General features: G+C 28.0%; 14 protein-coding genes. 12 read left to right on the top strand and 2 right to left on the bottom strand.

Features of this window, described 5'->3' with window-relative positions:
• The first annotated feature begins 1 nt into the window (after nucleotide 1).
• From mnmH to IC214_RS14645, 9 genes are all read left to right on the top strand, one after another.
• Nucleotides 2-1,060 (top strand): tRNA 2-selenouridine(34) synthase MnmH, encoded by a 1,059-nt coding sequence (mnmH, locus tag IC214_RS14685; protein WP_227434234.1) that lies wholly within the window; start codon nucleotides 2-4, stop codon nucleotides 1,058-1,060.
• Nucleotides 1,054-2,388 (top strand): 30S ribosomal protein S12 methylthiotransferase RimO, encoded by a 1,335-nt coding sequence (gene rimO, locus IC214_RS14680; RefSeq protein ID WP_227866778.1) that lies wholly within the window; start codon nucleotides 1,054-1,056, stop codon nucleotides 2,386-2,388. Before mnmH ends, rimO begins: the two co-directional genes overlap by 7 nt.
• Nucleotides 2,375-2,917 (top strand): CDP-diacylglycerol--glycerol-3-phosphate 3-phosphatidyltransferase, encoded by a 543-nt coding sequence (gene pgsA, locus IC214_RS14675; RefSeq protein ID WP_227434236.1) that lies wholly within the window; start codon nucleotides 2,375-2,377, stop codon nucleotides 2,915-2,917. The genes rimO and pgsA overlap by 14 nt, the downstream gene beginning before the upstream one ends.
• A 289-nt stretch (nucleotides 2,918-3,206) precedes the next feature.
• Nucleotides 3,207-4,253 (top strand): recombinase RecA, encoded by a 1,047-nt coding sequence (gene recA / locus IC214_RS14670; protein ID WP_227434237.1) that lies wholly within the window; start codon nucleotides 3,207-3,209, stop codon nucleotides 4,251-4,253.
• Between the two features lie 175 nt (nucleotides 4,254-4,428).
• Nucleotides 4,429-5,970 carry a ribonuclease Y gene (gene rny, locus IC214_RS14665; RefSeq protein ID WP_227434331.1) on the top strand — a complete coding sequence of 514 codons (1,542 nt, stop codon included), beginning with the start codon at nucleotides 4,429-4,431 and terminating at the stop codon, nucleotides 5,968-5,970.
• Between the two features lie 325 nt (nucleotides 5,971-6,295).
• Nucleotides 6,296-8,089, top strand: a complete 1,794-nt coding sequence (locus IC214_RS21200; protein WP_227866777.1) for a histidine kinase — start codon at nucleotides 6,296-6,298, stop codon at nucleotides 8,087-8,089.
• A 4-nt stretch (nucleotides 8,090-8,093) separates the two neighbouring features.
• Nucleotides 8,094-8,900 (top strand): response regulator, encoded by an 807-nt coding sequence (locus tag IC214_RS14655; protein WP_227866776.1) that lies wholly within the window; start codon nucleotides 8,094-8,096, stop codon nucleotides 8,898-8,900.
• 346 nt (nucleotides 8,901-9,246) lie between these two features.
• A complete protein-coding gene (locus IC214_RS14650; protein ID WP_227866775.1) occupies nucleotides 9,247-11,580 on the top strand; it encodes a diguanylate cyclase in 2,334 nt (777 codons plus the stop codon).
• Nucleotides 11,581-11,933: 353 nt separating this feature from the next.
• The gene (locus tag IC214_RS14645) at nucleotides 11,934-13,721 is read left to right on the top strand and encodes a UvrD-helicase domain-containing protein (RefSeq protein WP_227434241.1); all 1,788 of its coding nucleotides are present in this window, start codon (nucleotides 11,934-11,936) and stop codon (nucleotides 13,719-13,721) included.
• 77 nt (nucleotides 13,722-13,798) lie between these two features.
• Here IC214_RS14645 and lepB read toward each other — a convergent pair whose 3' ends face one another.
• Nucleotides 13,799-14,329, bottom strand: a complete 531-nt coding sequence (gene lepB, locus IC214_RS14640) for a signal peptidase I (protein WP_227434242.1) — start codon at nucleotides 14,327-14,329, stop codon at nucleotides 13,799-13,801.
• A 39-nt stretch (nucleotides 14,330-14,368) separates the two neighbouring features.
• Entirely contained in the window at nucleotides 14,369-15,193 is an 825-nt protein-coding gene (locus IC214_RS14635) for an undecaprenyl-diphosphate phosphatase (RefSeq protein ID WP_227434243.1), read from the bottom strand.
• A 255-nt stretch (nucleotides 15,194-15,448) separates the two neighbouring features.
• Between IC214_RS14635 and IC214_RS14630 the strand changes: the two genes are divergently transcribed.
• From IC214_RS14630 to IC214_RS14620, 3 genes are all read left to right on the top strand, one after another.
• The gene (locus IC214_RS14630) at nucleotides 15,449-16,360 is read left to right on the top strand and encodes a tyrosine-type recombinase/integrase (RefSeq protein WP_227866774.1); all 912 of its coding nucleotides are present in this window, start codon (nucleotides 15,449-15,451) and stop codon (nucleotides 16,358-16,360) included.
• A 140-nt stretch (nucleotides 16,361-16,500) separates the two neighbouring features.
• On the top strand, nucleotides 16,501-17,946 hold the full coding sequence (gene purB / locus IC214_RS14625; protein ID WP_227823668.1) for an adenylosuccinate lyase: 1,446 nt from the start codon (nucleotides 16,501-16,503) through the stop codon (nucleotides 17,944-17,946).
• A gap of 309 nt (nucleotides 17,947-18,255) precedes the next feature.
• Entirely contained in the window at nucleotides 18,256-18,708 is a 453-nt protein-coding gene (locus tag IC214_RS14620) for a MarR family winged helix-turn-helix transcriptional regulator (protein WP_227434246.1), read from the top strand.
• The last annotated feature ends 51 nt before the right edge of the window (nucleotides 18,709-18,759 follow it).

The following is an 18,759-nucleotide window of genomic DNA, read 5'->3' as shown; positions in this document are numbered from 1 at the left end:
ATTGTCAGTTATAGAAATAGAAAAAGCACTTAAGCTAGAAAAAGTAGTTTTTGTAGATGTAAGAACAGAAGGGGAATATGAAGAAGACCATATATTAAATGCTTTTAATATGCCTCTTTTTAAAAACAATGAGCATAATGAAGTCGGAACTATTTATAAGATGCAGGGAAAACATGAAGCAATACAAAAAGGATTTGATTATGTATCATATAAGCTAAAGGATATATATTTACAGGCAGCAGAGCTTGCAGCAAATTATGATAATATCGTCATATATTGTGCAAGAGGCGGAATGAGAAGTGGAAGTATAGTAAATGTATTGTCATCATTAGGTGTAAATGTTTATCAACTTGAAGGTGGATATAAGGCTTACAGAAACTTTGTATTGGATTACTTAAGAAATATAATGAATACAAAGAACTTTATATCTGTGCATGGATTAACTGGTTCAGGAAAGACTGATTTATTGCATTTATTGAAGAAAAAAGAAATAGATGTATTAGATTTAGAAGGTATAGCTAAAAATAGTGGTTCAACCTTTGGTTTTATAACATTTGATGAGAAGCCACCATCTCAAAAGAACTTTGAAACTAATTTATTTGAAAGTATATTTTTCTCAAAGAAGGATTATATATTTGTTGAAAGTGAAAGTAAGCGAGTTGGAAGTGTCATAGTTCCTAATGAAATCTTCGATGCAATGATACGAGATGGGTATCATATACTACTGGAATGTGATATTGATAATAGAGTCAATAGACTTTGTAGAGATTATATTTATGGTAAAGGTGAAGATAATATATTGGTTTTAAAAGAGTGTATAAATAAATTCAGAAAAAGATTGGGTCATAAAGAAGTAGATGGATATATTGATTTATTAGAATCAGGTAAATATGAAGAGCTTGTAAAAAAATATCTTATAGAATATTACGACCCACTTTATATGCATTCAGTGGAAAAATATAAGTACAATAAAATTGTAAATTTTGATGACACACAAAAAGCCCTAGAAGATGTTATAGGCTTATATGAGAGCATATTGGAAGGAGAGAAAAAATGTTAAAGATAGCATTAGAATCATTAGGATGCTCAAAAAATTTGGTGGATGCAGAAATAATGATGGGAATTTTAAATAAAAAGGGTTATAAATTAATAGGAGATTTTGAAGAAGCTGATGTAATTATAGTAAATACTTGTGGGTTTATAGAGTCAGCTAAGCAGGAATCAATTGATACGATAATAGAATTTGCAGAATTAAAACAGACTGGTAATCTAAAGCTATTGATAGTAACAGGATGTCTAGCTCAAAGATACTCTGAGGAATTAAAAACTGAAATTCCAGAAATAGATGCAATAGTTGGTACAGGAAGCTACCAAAATATAGATGACATACTTAAAGATTTGAGTGAGAAACATCAAATTGTAAGCCTTGATGATATAGAGTTTGTATTTAATGAGGACTTACCAAGATATCTATCTACACCTAGCTATATGGCATACTTAAAAATTGGAGAGGGATGTTCCAATAATTGTACTTATTGTATAATACCTAAGCTTAGAGGTAAATATAGAAGTAGAAAATTTGAAGATATAATTAAAGAAGCGAATAAATTGGCTGAATCTGGAGTAAAAGAACTCGTAGTTATAGCTCAAGATACTACAAAGTATGGTTTTGATTTATATGGTAAAGAAAGATTAGCAGAACTTTTAGAAGAGCTTGCAAAGATAAATGGGTTTAAATGGATAAGAGTCATGTACTCATATCCAGAATCGATAACAGAAGAACTGATTAAAGTTATAAAAGAACATGATAATATATGTAGCTATTTTGATATGCCAATACAACATGCAAGTAACAGTATTTTAAAGTTAATGAATAGAAAAACTAGTAAAGAGGATATATTAAATAAAATTAAACTTATAAGAAAGAATATACCAGATGCTATACTTAGAACTACGATAATAGTAGGTTTTCCTGGTGAAACAGAAGAAGATTTTAAACAGCTTGTAGATTTTGTCAAAGAAGTTAAATTTGATAGGCTAGGTGCATTTGCATATTCAAGAGAAGAAGATACACCAGCAGATAAATTACCAAATCACATAGATGAAGAAGTAAAAATACAAAGAAGAGATACTTTAATGATGATTCAACAAAAAATATCTGAAGAACTTAATGATAAAAAAATAGGAAAAACATATGAAGTCCTTATAGAAGAGCAAATAGAAAATAATGTATATACAGGAAGAACACAGGGTGATGCAGAAGAAATTGATAGTATAGTATATGTAAAAAGTGTAGATAATCTTGAAGTAGGAGAATTCGTAAGTGTTCAAATAAATGATGCAATGGAATACGATTTAATGGGAGATGTTGTATATGAACTTGCCTAACAAATTAACTTTGTTTAGAATATTTTTAATTCCAGTATTTGTTTTAATAATGTTATTTAATGTACCGAACAAGTTTTTATTAGCTTGTATTATTTTTATAGTAGCTTCAATTACTGATGCACTAGATGGAAAGATAGCTAGAAAGTATAACTTAGTTACTGATTTTGGGAAGTTTATGGACCCATTAGCAGATAAGTTATTAGTAATCTCAGCACTTACATGTATGATAGAAGATGGTCTTGTAAGTAGTTGGATGGTAATTATAATAGTAGCTAGAGAACTTACAGTTAGCATATTGAGGGCTATAGCAGCTGCTGATGGAAAAGTAATAGCAGCTGGTGGCAGTGGAAAGCTTAAAACGATAACTCAAATGATATCAGTAGTAATTTTATTGTTAGGGGCTCAGTTTGAAAATGAATTAATACTAAATATAGGTGGAATTCTTATACTTATAGCAACACTGCTTACTTTATATTCTGGATGGGAATACCTATATAAAAATAAAGAACTTTTCATGTCTTCTAAATAGAATCTTATCATTTAATAATCATAAATTGATTGATTAATAAATAAAAAATAGCAACTTAAAATTTTAAAAATGTAAAAAAGGGTATACTATAATAGTATATCTCTTTTCTTTTTTAGGAATATTTTCTTTTGTGTATATAATTATTGATAATGGTTTATAAATAAAATGTAGCAAATAAAAATATAATCATTAGGAGCGTTTTTAAATTGACTAGGTTTGATTTATGTTATATAATTAATATATAACAAGAGAACAAATGTTTGTAGATAAATGAAGGGATGGTATAGAGATGAGTGTAGATCAAGAAAAATTAAAAGCGTTGAATGAAGCTTTAGGTAAAATTGAAAAAGATTTTGGTAAAGGTTCAGTAATGAAATTGGGAGAAGCAACGTCTATGTCTATAGATGTTATATCAACAGGAGCAATTGGTTTAGATATAGCTATTGGTATAGGAGGTCTACCTAGAGGGAGAATAGTTGAAATATATGGTCCTGAATCTTCTGGTAAGACGACTGTTGCACTTAGTTGTGTAGCATCAGCTCAAAAAAATGGAGGAATAGCTGCATTTATAGATGCTGAACATGCGCTTGACCCAGTATATGCAAAAGCATTGGGTGTGGATGTTGATAATCTAATCATATCTCAACCAGATACAGGAGAGCAAGCCTTAGAAATAGCAGAGGCATTAATAAGAAGTGGTGCAATTGATATAATAGTAATAGATTCAGTTGCAGCATTGGTTCCAAAAGCAGAAATAGACGGAGATATGGGTGATTCTCATGTAGGTTTACAAGCTAGACTTATGTCTCAAGCACTTAGAAAATTAACTGGTTCGATTAAAAAATCAAATTGTGTTGCTATATTTATAAACCAATTAAGAGAGAAAGTAGGAATAATGTTTGGAAATCCAGAAACGACTACTGGAGGACGTGCATTAAAGTTCTATTCATCTGTTAGATTGGATGTTAGAAAAATAGACACAATAAAACAAGGTGACAAGGTTATAGGAAGCAGAACAAGAGTTAAGGTTGTTAAAAACAAAGTAGCACCACCATTTAAACAATCTGAATTTGATATAATGTATGGAGAAGGTATATCAAAAATTGGAGATCTTTTAGATATAGCTGCTGACATAGATATAGTTAAAAAATCAGGCTCATGGTATAGTTACAATGACACTAAACTTGGACAAGGAAGAGAAAATGTAAAAAAATTCCTAGAGGATAATATGGATTTAACTAATGAAATAGATGAAAAAGTTAGAACATTTTACAATTTAAATGAGGTTAGTGAAGAAGCCGGTACTTTGGTATCAGAAGAAGTTGTTGAAAAATAAGTGAAAATATAAAAAAATAACTATTAAATAAGGACATACCACGCTCCCTATTAGCTTGACACAATGTTGAAAAAATTATAAAATTAAGTGAGGATAAAATATCTAAATTTAATTTTAATTATTAGGAATATTTTTTAATCATAGTGATGACATTTTGGGATTATTAACGAAGGAGGTGGATGTCATAGATAGTGTAGTAATGATTGTAATAGGTGCAGCTGTTGGTATTATAGCTGGATATTTTGTTAGAAAAAATATATCTGAAGCAAAAATTGGACAAGCTGAAAACTTGGCCAAAGAAATAATAGATAAAGCACACCACGATTCAGAAACAGTACAGAAAGAAAAGTTATTAGAAGCTAAAGAAGAGATCCATAAATGGAGAACAGAAGCTGAAAGAGAAAACAAAGAAAGAAGAACAGAAGTACAAAAGTATGAAAAAAGAGTAGTACAAAAAGAAGAAGTCTTAGATAGAAAATTACAAAATTTAGAATCTAAAGAAGTAAATTTAAGTGAAAAATTAAAGACAGTTGAAAAGAAAGAAGAAGAAGTTGAAGTAATAAAAACTCAACAATTGGAAAAATTAGAAAGCATATCAGGAATTACATCTGATAAGGCTAAAGAAATTATTTTAACAAATGCTGAGAGAGATGTAAGACGTGAAATGTCTATAATGATAAAAGAGATAGAAGGTCAAGCTAAAGAAGAAGCTGATAAGAAATCAAGAGAAATTATAGGATATGCAATTCAAAAATGTGCAGCAGATCACGTAGCTGAAACTACTGTTACAGTAGTAAGCTTACCTAATGATGAAATGAAGGGTAGAATAATAGGTAGAGAAGGTAGAAATATAAGGACTCTAGAAACTTTAACAGGGATAGACCTTATAATAGATGACACTCCAGAAGCAGTAATTTTATCAGGATTTGATCCAATAAGAAGAGAAATTGCAAGAATTGCTCTAGAGAAGTTAATAGCAGATGGAAGAATACATCCAGCTAGAATTGAAGAAATGGTTGAAAAAGCGAGAAAAGAAGTTGACAATATTATAAAAGAATATGGTGAACAAGCTGCATTTGAAACTAGTGTACATGGAATTCATCCAGAATTAATAAGATTATTAGGTAGACTTAATTATAGAACTAGTTATGGACAAAATGTTCTTAAACATTCTATAGAAGTTGCTCATATAGCTGGTATAATGGCTGCTGAGATAGGTGCAGATATTAGATTAGCTAAGAGAGCTGGTTTGTTACATGATATAGGTAAGGCTGTAGACCATGAAATGGAAGGTACACATGTTGAAATAGGTATGGATTTACTTAGACGTTATAAGGAATCTAAAGAAGTTATACATGCTATGAGTACACATCATGGAGATTATGAACCTCAAACAGTAGAAGCTGTATTAGTTACAGCAGCAGATGCAATATCAGCTGCTAGACCTGGTGCTAGAAGAGAGACTTTAGAAGCTTATATTAAGAGACTTGAAAAACTAGAAGAAATAGCTAATTCATACGAAGGTGTAGAAAAATCATTTGCTATACAAGCTGGTAGAGAAATTAGAATAATGGTAAAACCAGAAGCTATAAATGATGAAGAAATACACTTATTAGCTAGAGATATGACTAAGAAAATAGAGGATGAACTTGAATATCCTGGACAAATAAAAGTAAGTATAATAAGAGAAACAAGAGCTATAGAATATGCAAAATAAAATATAAATATCTAAATGATAATAAAAATATTTTTAAAAATTTAGATTTGCCACAGGATTTAATAATTTATCCTGTGGCTTTTTAATTTTCAAGGTATAAAATGATATAATTTGAAATAATTATAAGGCTGATAAATATTAATTATAAAGAATTAATAAAATTAATCCTTATATACACATTGTTTGTATAATTATTTAAGTTTGTTTGATATAATGAAGTGATAAAATAATCTATTATATCTAAATAAATATTTTTAGGTTATATAACTTTTTTATATATTCAAATATATAAAAGATATACATATATTTTATGGAGGAAACTATTGTGGAAAAGAAAACATCTAGATGGTATATGTATTATTTACCAGTATTACTAACTTTATCAGTAATACTGTTGTTTGTTTGTGCTTTTAAATCAGATAAACATTCAAATCCTCGAAGCAATCTTATTCCAGTTTCATTTATTGGAGAATTTAGAACATCTAATTCTGAAAATCTTCAGCCGTTTATCAATGTTGACTCATTGAATGATATAAGAAAAGAGTCTATTTATTTGCGTGGACATTTTAGCAGAAATATTCCAGCTGGAGAGACACTTTTGCTACATATCAGCCATCTAAAAGTTGATATTCGTGTATCTAATAAAGAGGTATTTTCCATACAAGAAGGTAGAGAAAATGCACTAACAAAGTCTACAGGTCATCTTTGGACAGGTTTTAAATCTGATGGAATATCAGTTGACGATTTAGTTGAGATAAATATACAACGAGTGTACCCTAGTGGGCGAGCATTACAATTAGTATGTTTTTTTGATGAAATGCAGATTGGCTCCAAGGGCGATTTAATTGTTAGTATACTCCACGAAAACAGGATTGGTCTTATATTTACTATGTTAACAATATCTTTTGGCTTATTTGGTCTAATTGCAAGTATCATTTTGTTTTTTTTGAAAAGTGAGCTAACACGTCAGATTTTTTTGTTATCATGTTTTGCTATATTTGGAGGAATTTGGTGTTTAGCAGATTTTAATATACTTACTCTTATTATCCAATCTCCAACTCTTGTCAGTATTTTGGAATTACTGTCGCAGTTTTTACTTCCAACTTTTTGTATACTTTATTTGTCTACTTACTTAACTGAGTGGAGATTGAACGTTATAAATTTATGTGTGTATTTAATTATGACTATTATACTACTTTGTATTATTCTCCAAATACTTCATATTTATGATTTGCATGAGTTTCTGATTTTACAAAATAGCATCTGTATTCTAATTGTATTACTTGGTATGGGGTTCTTGGTTATTGAAATTATTATATACAGAGAATCTGATGCTAAGATTGCTTTGTTTGCTTATCTACCAGCAACTATAGGTGGTATTGCAGAAATAGCAAATTATTATACTATATACATTAGAAGTCTACCATTTTTTTGTATAGGTTTTCTAACCACTATTGTATTACAGATTGGGCATATGATGCTATCTATCAAAAGAAAGGAAAAGTTTCAACAGAGATTAGAGGGAGAATTGATGGAAAATCGTATTTCTATAATGCTTAGTCAAATACAGCCTCATTTTTTATATAATGCACTTAACACTATCCAATATTTGTGTAAACATGATTCTAACATGGCAGTTCATGCAGTAGAAAAATTTTCTTCTTATCTTCGTGGAAATATGGATTCTCTTACACAAAAAAAGCTAATTCCATTTGAAAAAGAATTAGCTCATTTAAAAAATTATTTGTACATAGAGTTATTACGCTTTGGAGAGCGTATAAAAATACATTATGAGCTTACAATTACTGATTTTTTTATTCCTGTTCTCACTATACAACCAATTGTTGAAAATGCGATACGACATGGTGTTACAAAACAAAAAGAAGGGGGAACAATTATAGTATCAACATCCAAGGATGAAAATAACATTTATATTGTTATAAAAGATGATGGAGTAGGTTTCCAACCCTTTGAAAGAGTTAATGATGGAAAAAGCCATGTTGGTATTCAAAATGTAAAAAGACGATTAGAGATACAATGTAATGGAATTCTAAATATAGAAAGTGGTATAGGAAAAGGTACAATAGCAACAATAATCATTCCTATTAGAAAGGGGTAAAATTATGAATATAATTGTCGTAGATGATGAGCAAATTGCTCTTAAAAATTTGAATGAAAAATTAACATATATTTCTGGTATTGAAAAAGTTACTCTTTTTGATGAACCTAAGTTGGCGCTAGAGTATTTAAAAAGAAATTTTGTAGATATTGCATTTCTTGACATTGAGATGTACGGTATGAATGGACTAGAGTTTGCATGTCTAGCAAAAGAAATTTTACCAAACATAAATATTATTTTTGTAACTGGTTATTCAGAATATGCGTTAGATGCATTTTCAATGCATGCCAGTGGATATCTTCTAAAGCCTGTTACAATAGAAGGAATTCAGAAAGAAATAGAAAATTTACGTTCTCCTGTTGTTTTGAACCATAAGAGCCATATATTTATTCATACATTTGGTAACTTTGAGGTATTTGTAGATGAAAAGCCATTAACTTTTACTAGAGCAAAATCAAAAGAATTACTTGCTTATTTAGTAGATAGGAAAGGAGCAAGTGTGACTATTGCTGAAATTGCAGCAGTACTTTGGGAAGACAAAGAATACAATCGTTCTTTGCAAAATCAAACGCAAACTGTTATATCACATCTGATGAAAACCATAAAGGATGCAAAAATTGAATATGTAGTTATTAAAAAATGGAATAGCCTTGCAGTAGATATTACAAAATTTGATTGTGATTATTATAATATGTTAAGGTGGGATATGATGGCAATTAACACATATGCTGGAGAATACATGACAAATTACAGTTGGGCAGAATTAACTACAGGTATGCTGTATCAAAAAACTTTTAATTATAATTGTTAAAGATAGATAATATGTTTTTATACAGCAGAAGTTCTTAAGTTTTTTGTTTTGTTGATGTGCTTTGGATGTGCATTATCGATTATATTAATATATTATAGGAATATTAAAAATATATAATAATAAATAAAAATTATATAATAGATTTATATTATTAAAAATGATTTAGATGAGCAATTTATATGTTTTTACATGTAATATCTATGCATTAATGTTGATTTATGAAATTTAATATTTGAAATAAAATTAAGTTTTTGAGATAGTTTGCTGATTAAAATTAATTATATTGTAAGCACTAAAAAGTTGAGAATACAATGAGCCAAAGTGATGATGAAAGAGAGGATACATGATGAAAAAAAATACACTTTTACATACAAATGTTATTGTTTGCGTTATTATTACTATTGGTTTTATAGCTACATCTGTGATTGGGTACCAATCTAATACTAATATTTTTAAAAATGATATTGAACACGTATCTACATTGGCTGCTGAAGGTATTTATTATCAGATAGATAAACTTCTTTCACAACCTATAAATGTATCACTTACCATGGCCAATGATAGTCTATTAAAAAATTTTTTAACTAGTGAGAAAGAATATATAAATGATAGGAACTTTGTTTATAAATTACAGGATTACTTAAATACATACAGAAATAAATATTCCTATGATTCTGTTTTTTTAGTTTCAACCAAGACAAATAATTATTATCATTTTAATGGACTTGATAGGACACTTAGTGCTGACAACTCAGAGAATCAGTGGTATTATGATTTTTTAAAACAGGATGAAGAATATTCATTAAATGTTGATAATGATGAGGCAAGTAATAATAGTATTACTGTATTTGTAAATTGTAAGATAAAAGATGATAATGGATCAACTATGGGAATTATTGGGGTTGGATTAAAAGTTGACTCATTACAAATGTTACTTAAAGAATATGATGAAAAGTTTGATGTTGTAGCACGTCTAATTGATGATAAAGGATTTGTTCAATTATCATCTGAGGAAACAGGCTATGAACATGTTAATTTATTTGAAGACGAAAGTAGTAATTTATCTGCTTCAAAAGATTTAATCTTGAGCAATAAAAAAGAACAGAATAGTTTTTGGAATTCATCAGAAAAATTAAAAAGTTATGTTGTATATCAGTATATCCCAAGTTTAAAATGGCATCTTGTTTTGGAAAATGATTTGACTACAATGAGTAGACAACTTCAAATACAGTTTTTAAAAGGGATTGCAATTATAATTTTAATTATAATGTTTGTACTTTTTACAATTACACGTGTGCTTAAGAAATACAAGCAACAAATAATTAATCTCAGCTCTTCTCAGAAATTAGAATATCAAAAGTTATTGAGTAAATCTACTGAAGATCTCTATGAAAATATTTTTGAGATTGATGTTACTAATAACAAAGCTGGTTGTGAAGATGCAAATCGATATTTTAAAGAGTTTGGCTTAAGTCTTAGCACACCATATGATGAAGCACTCTATATAATTGCTAAAGGGCAAATTAAAGAAGAGTATGCACAAGGTTATTTAGATACATTTTTACCTGAAAATGTTCTTAAGTGTTATAATAGTGGAATCAATAACATAAGTTATGACTTTTTAATTAAAAGAGATGAAGAAAATTATCATTGGATGAGGATTACTGCCAGAATTTTCTTTTGGACATCAGATGAATCTGTTCGCATGATTTCTTATCGTGAAAATATAGATGAAGAAAAAAATAGAGAATTGTTGCTTCTTGAGCGTTCACAACGTGATTCTCTTACTGGTCTTTATAATAAGGGAGTAACAGAGGACTTTATTAGTACATTTTTAAAAAGTGATAAAAATCAAAATTCAGAACATATTTTTCTGATTTTTGATATTGATGATTTCAAAAATGTAAATGATAGATATGGTCATGCATTTGGAGATTTTATTATAAGTGAATTTGCATTAGAATTAAAGTCTCAATTTCGTGAAGATGATATTGTTGGGCGTATTGGTGGAGATGAATTTGTTGTGTTGATAAAAGATTTCAATAGCAGTAATTATGTAATTATGGATAAATTAGAGCGTTTTTGTTCTAAGATTAACCAGAAACGTTTTGCTGAACATGAAGAATTTTCTATTTCATGTAGCATTGGTGTGGCAATATATCCTGAGCATGGCTGTAAGTATTCTGAACTCTATGAAAAAGCAGACCAAGCACTTTACTATACAAAGGGTCATGGAAAAAATTCTTTCCATATTTTTGGGGATGATTCTATTGATGGTATAGCATTTAATATAGACACTAGAGATGTAAAGTTATTGTTGGAGATGTCTACTGATGGTATTGCAAAATTTGCTTGTATGGAAAATTTGAAACTACTTTACTTTAATCAAAAAATGCTTGAGTTTACTGGTTATTCAGCTAGAAATGTTTCATCCAAAGATTTTGATGTACTTTCACCTATATTACCAGAGGATTTACAGGTTGTACTTGATACACTGAATAAAGCAATACCTAAGAGAGAAACTTTTGAAGTGATTTTTAACTTCCGTCATATAGATGGACACTATTTCCCTGTGAGAATGCAAGGTAAGTTTGTAAATGAACTATACCAAAATCGTTACCCTGTTTTTTATGCAGTTTACACAGATATATCAAACTTTAATGTTTTTTTAGGAAGATAATTTAAATAAAACCTGCTAATATGAATGAATTATTTTTTAGCAGGTTTTAAAATTTTTTGTTCGTTAATTTTTATATAATTAAGTAATATAAGTCACTAGTTAAAGCAATTTTACCTTTTTAGAGTAGATTTTATTTATTATTTAAAAAAATAATTCTGAAGTTTATTTTGTCAGTGCTTATCATAAAGAATTTTATATTTATATATATCTATACTTATTGCAATTTTTCTTTAATAGTTTTGTATTTATTTGTACTTATTTTGAATTTGTTTACGAAATTTGCCTATAAAAAGTATATATAAAAATATAGTTTAAAATGGTATAATTAGTTATAACAGAAGGAGGTAATATAAGTGAGCCAATACATAAATATAAACTCTCAGTTAGACGCCCTGAAATTGAAAGAATTCGAGAAAGTATTTTACGAAAATATCAATAAGGACGTTAAAGTAGTGCCAAAAGTTACTCCTTTTAAAGGAATAAATACTGACTTGTTGTATGTAAAAGATGGAAAAATTTTATTTATAAAATTTATGGATACAACAGAAGACATATATTTTATTTTGGAAGAAGAGTTACTTGAAGTTATGCATGAGGAATATGAGCTTTTGAAACTAAAAATGGGACAAAAGAATAGAAATATAAGCTATAACTATGTTTACATTATGCCATATGTTGAAGTAGACGAAGCTTATGAGTTTGAAGAATTTGTGAATAATAATATAATAGATAAAAATAAGCTTCAAGATATAATGGCTAGTGCTTCACTGGATGAATATCTTAAGGAAAAAAATGATGAAATAAATTTAAATTTATTTTTATTAGATATATGTTCAGAATACTATATAATAAATGACACACTTCACCTAAACGAAAAATTTAAAAAAATTTCCTTCTATAATGATGACTATAAGTATACAGCAACTATGATGGAAGAAATTCAAATTAAAGATGCTATTTCTATTAAATATGGAAATACACTTATTGAAGGCGGTTCTGGTATAGGAAAAACGGCAAATATGCTTTCTAGAGCTATAAAACTGGCAAAAGTATATCCACATCATAAGTTACTAATATTTACACATACAAAACAACTATGTAATGAACTTCGAGAAAGAATAGAATTATTATATAAAGACAATAATAATTTAGAAGTTCATACATTTAGTTCCTTTATATTTAAATTAGCTAAAAAATATAATCTAATTATTGACTATAATATGTTAAAAAATGATTATGAAAAAACATTTAATAATCTTGTAAAGCAAGCACAAAACATTATAAAGAATAAAAATATGTTTAAGGCGATTTTTATTGATGAAGCAGAAAGTTTTTTAGATTATGAAATAGATTTTATAAGAGAGTTTTTATATAAAACAAAATTCATATTTAATGTGTATTCTTGTAACTCTTTAAATATCTTTAATAGACTAAATATATTTAGGAAACTATACAGCAATATAGAGTTTGATGATAAAATAATATTAAATAAAAATTATAGGCAAGCTAAAGAAATTGTTGATTTTACAAATAATTTTTCCAATAATTCTAACGCTTATATTAATGAATTAAGACCTAATACAAAGTTTAATACTTTTTTTAATACAAAAGCACTTAGAGGTGGTAATAAGTCGGTTGATATAATAAAAGTAAGTGATTTAGATGACCAAATAAGTTCTGTAATATGGGAAATCGAATATTTAATAAGCAAAAAAGGTCTTGATTATTCTGAAGTTGCTATTGTATATCCTTATAATAAGAAGAAATTAAAAAGTGGAAAAACTATTTATTTTCAATACATGTTAAAAAAGGCATTAGAAGAAGCACAAATTCCTTATATATGTGCAGAAGATAACTTAACAAACATAAGTAAGAAGATAGGAACGACAATAGCAAATATATATACAATAAAGAATTTAGAATATAAAGCGATAATAATATGTGAGTTAGAAATGTTGTATAATCAAACAATAAATGATACAGAGCAAGATTATCAAGTAAATGACTTTGTAGGTGATTTAAATAAGGTTTATTTGGCTATGAGCAGGGCCACTGACTATCTAAGTATAGTAACAACCTTTAATGAAGATGCAAGTGATATAATAAGAATTATTACAGAATCAAAAGAAGATAGGGAATAAAATATATTTTGAATTCAAAAAATTAAAAGAGACTGAATTGTGTAGAATAAATATTACCAACTCAGTCTCTTATTTTTTTAACTTACTTTTCCAATATTATCAAAAGGTAATAACCTTACCATGACCTTACCAAGAATTTCGTCTTCATCAACCATACCTACATCTGGGAATCTACTATCATTACTATTTTCTCTGTTATCACCCATTGCAAATAACTTTCCTTCTGGAACAACTGTGTCTATATCTCCAGAAGTATAATTATTATGTATATATGGTTCGGTTAGTAATTTGCCATTTACATATACTTTAGAATTTGATATTTTTATACTGTCACCTTCAGTAGCTATAACTCTCTTTATTAAATCTTTTTTCTTTCCAGTATCTCCATCAACTAAATTAGTTTTAAAAACTACAATATCACCTTTTTCAGGTTTACCAACTTTATATGATATTCTATTTAAAATTAGATAGTCTTTATCATCTAAAGTAGGATACATTGATTCTCCACTAACAATAGAAGGTCTTATAAATTGTAATATTACAAATGCAAGTACAATAGCCATGGCTATTGACTTAATCCAATCAAATATTTCCTTTTTAACACTCATAATTTTTCTCCTTATCATTTGTCATTAAATTAAAATACTCTAGAATAAAAAGAAATAACCAAGAACAACTATACCCAAAATTATTCTATAATAGCCAAAGACTTTGAAATCGTGTTTTTTGATATAATCCATAAAAAACTTAATAACTACGATTGAAACTATAAAAGCTACTACAGAGCCAACACCTAAAATAAGCCATTCAAATCCAGTAAATCCAAACCCAGCTTTTAAAAGTTTTAATGCACTAGCTCCAAGCATTGTAGGAATAGCTAAGAAGAATGAAAATTCTGCTGCTACGTATCTAGAAGTACCAAGTAATACTGCACCGATTATAGTTGAACCAGATCTAGATGTACCTGGAATAAGAGCTAGACATTGGAATAAACCTATACAAAGAGCTAGTTTATATGTAACTTGAGAAAAATCTTTATATTTTGGTCTTTTATTTCTATTTTCAAGTCCTATCATTATTATACCATATACAATAAGAGCAATTGCAACTACTGTTGAATTGAAGAATAATCTGTCTATATCATCCTCAAACAGTATACCAATAACTCCAGATGGTATAACTGCAATTATAACCTTAAGCCATAAGCGAACTGTTTCTTTTTTTTGTTTAGTATTTTTTGCACTATCAAAAGGATTTAACTTCCTAAAAAATATAACAAGTACAGCCAATATTGAACCAAATTGAATTACAACTAAAAATGTATTTATAAATGTAGATGAAAAATTCAATTTTATAAATTCATCAACTAATATCATATGCCCTGTACTACTTACTGGTAGCCATTCTGTAATTCCTTGAACTATTCCCAAAATGACTGCTTTAAAAACTTCAAGCAAACTAAATGTTTCCAAATTTAAATACCTCCAATACAAATTTATAGTAGCATATTTTATTCAAAGATTAATAAAATATGCCATCTTTTACTAACTTATAATACCATAGTACTGTGTAGTGCACAATGGAAGATTGATATTTTCATAAAACCTTCATAATTTAAAATCATAAACTTGAAACTTGTCTATTGAATAAGGGGTATATATGAGGGGGAAATATATGGTATAGTAAAAGTATAACTATTTTATTTTATGAAAAGGAAAGGAGTTATTATGTATAGTACGAAAATATTGGATGATTATGAGTATGAAACTTTTAATGTTTTTTCTACAAAATTAAACCCAAATACAAAACACGATTATTTATCAAAGGTTATGTTATTTAAAGAGTTTCTAAAAGGAAAGGAATTAATTTATGTAACAAAAGAAGATTGTAAAAATTTTGTGGACTATATACAAACCAAATATGCAAAATCAACTTGTGAAAAGATATATAGTTATTTACATAGTTTTTACAACTTCTTAAAAAAAGAAGGATATATAGATATAAATCCATTTAGACATGTAGAAAAACCAACAGTAACTAGAATAAAGACAAAGGATGATGTTTTAAGCATACAGGAAATAAATAAGCTTATAGGTATTTTGCCAAAACTGAATATAAGAGATAGAGTGATAATAGTCTGTCTAGTTACTACTGGGTGTTTATTAAATGAATTAGTTAGCTTAAAGTGGAAAGACCTTATGGTAGATGAAAACGATAACTCGTATGTTAGACTAGGAAAGGGAAGAAAAGAGAGAGTAGTAAAGTTACATCCATACTTTTTTAGGCTTTTAGAAGACTACAGAAACTATTCTGGACTTTCAGAAGTAATAATACCTAATGATGATTTTATTTTTACAACTCAAAAAAGCAATTCTATAACAGATAGAAATGTCAGATTGATAGTAAAAAAAGCATTAGATTTAGCAGGACTTTCTCAATATTCAGCAAGAGACTTTAGACATTCATTTGCAGCAATAAGTTTAAGACTTGGGGCAGATGAGAGTGACGTAAAAAATCAACTTGGCTGGAGTGATAAATACTATGCAATTAGGTATAAATATGTATTGAATTTTGTTGATAGTGAGATTGTGGATTATTTAATTGAAAAAGATAATCTAGATATAAATAAAAAATATTAGCACATAAAAAATAATCTATATAAATATGAACAAAAAATAAAAAAGCCTTGTTATAGTTCGTAAAATTATATATAATTATTTATGTACTAATATGTACATAATAACTATACAACAAAAGATTTAAGGAAGGTGCTAATATAATGATAGATAACAAATATACTATGTACTCAAATCCGCTTACAGATAGATACTGTAGTAAAGATATGAGTTATATATTTTCTCCACAATTTAAATTTTCTACATGGAGAAGATTATGGGTTGCTCTTGCTGAAGGTGAGCATGAGTTAGGAATCAATATAACTGAAGAACAATTAGATGAGTTAAGAGCTAATATAGATAATATAAATTTTGATGAAGCTAGAAAAATAGAAAAAGAAGTAAGACATGATGTAATGTCTCATGTAAAAGCGTATGGTTTACAATGTGAAAAAGCTAAAGGAATCATTCATTTAGGAGCAACATCTGCTTATGTTGGAGATAATACAGACGTTGTACAAATGAATGAAGCACTAAAACTTTTAAGAGTAAAGCTTGTAAATTTAATAAATAACTTAAAAGAATTTGCACTTAAGTATAAGGATATGCCAGCTCTTGGTTTTACGCACTTTCAAGCAGCACAACTTACAACAGTAGGGAAAAGAGCTTGTTTGTGGGCTCAAGATTTAATTCTTGATTTAGAAGACTTAAATTATAGAATAGACAATATGAAATTAAGAGGAGTTAAGGGGACTACTGGGACTCAAGCAAGTTTTTTAAGTTTATTTGAAGGAGACCATGAAAAAGTAAAAGAGTTAGATAAGAAAATCTGTAACAAAATGGGATATAGTTCTTCTTATGCAGTAAGTGGACAAACATACACTAGAAAACTGGACTATCAAGTAGTAAGTGTATTATCAGGAATAGCTCAAAGTATGCATAAAATGACTAATGATATAAGACTTTTACAAAGTCTAAAAGAATTAGAAGAGCCGTTTGAAAAAAATCAAATAGGTTCATCAGCAATGGCTTATAAAAGAAATCCAATGAGAAGTGAAAGAATAGCTTCTTTATCTAAATATATAATATCTGAATCTATAAGCCCTGCAATGGTACAGGCTACTCAATGGTTAGAGAGAACATTAGATGACTCAGCCAATAAAAGATTAGCTATACCTCAAGCTTTTATGGCAGCAGATGCTATACTTGAAATAGGTATAAATGTAACTGATGGGTTAGTAGTATATGAAAATATGATAAATAAACGTGTAAATGAAGAACTTCCTTTTATGGCTACAGAAACAATACTTATGGAAGCTGTAAAAAGAGGTGGAGATAGACAGGAATTACATGAGATAATAAGAGAATATTCTATGAAAGCTGCTTATAGAGTTAAACATGAAGGTAAAGATAATAATTTAATTGAGCTTATAATGAATGATGATTCATTTAAAATGAGTAAGGAAGAAATATTATCTATAATGGACCCAAAAAACTTTATAGGTAGAGCTCCAGAACAAGTTGTAGAATTTGTAAATGAAGTTGTAGAACCAGCTATAAAAGATTATAAAGAAGATTTAGGAAAAGTAGATGTGGATTTAAGAGTGTAAGTTTTATAGATAAAATATAATTAAAAATGGCTATCTTATTTATAAATAAGATAGCCATTTTAATGGGCTAGCGTCTGCTCTTCACCGCTGTGAAGAGTTCTTCCTTATTTACTATATCATGAATTTAATAAAATAGCTATATAAATAATATTTAATCAGAGAAATATTATTAAAAATAAGAAAAACAATAAGATTACTAATTAAATTTAATCATTATTTAAAAACTATTGTACTTGCAATATTTTTAATGTAAACTGAAATAAGTTAGTTAGATAATTTAATAAATTTTAAAACAACTGAGGTGATTGTATGAAATACGTAGTAAAAGATACTATAAGTTTTTTGGTAAAAACATTTCCGAAGATTTATTCTAGCTTATATTTAGAAGACCTAAAAAAATTCGCACCAGACTATAATGTAAATAAAACACAATTAAGAGCATTAGTATTTATAAGAAATTATGGAGTAATAAGCATGACTGATTTATGCTCTAAATTAAATATAGAAAAAGGCAGTCTAACTAGTATGGTAGATGATTTAACAGAAAAGAAATATGTAACAAGAAAAAGAGATTTAGTTGATAGAAGAAAGTATTTAATTGATATTACAGAAGAAGGAGATAAGATAGCTTCTGATTTTATGGATAAATTGAGTGATGGATTAGAAGAGAAGCTTTCTAGACTAACTGAAGAAGATAGAAAGAACTATCTAGGAGCAATAAATACTCTTCAATATATATTAAATAAAGACGAATTTAGATAGAAAACTATGAAAAATCCCCTTTTCAAATATTGGTTGAAAAGGGGACTTTTT

Origin of the sequence: Clostridioides sp. ES-S-0190-01 (assembly GCF_020658275.1) — a bacterium.
GTDB lineage: Bacteria > Bacillota > Clostridia > Peptostreptococcales > Peptostreptococcaceae > Clostridioides.
Note: the sequence above shows the minus strand (reverse complement) of the source record. Positions and strands in the feature narration are given on the sequence as shown.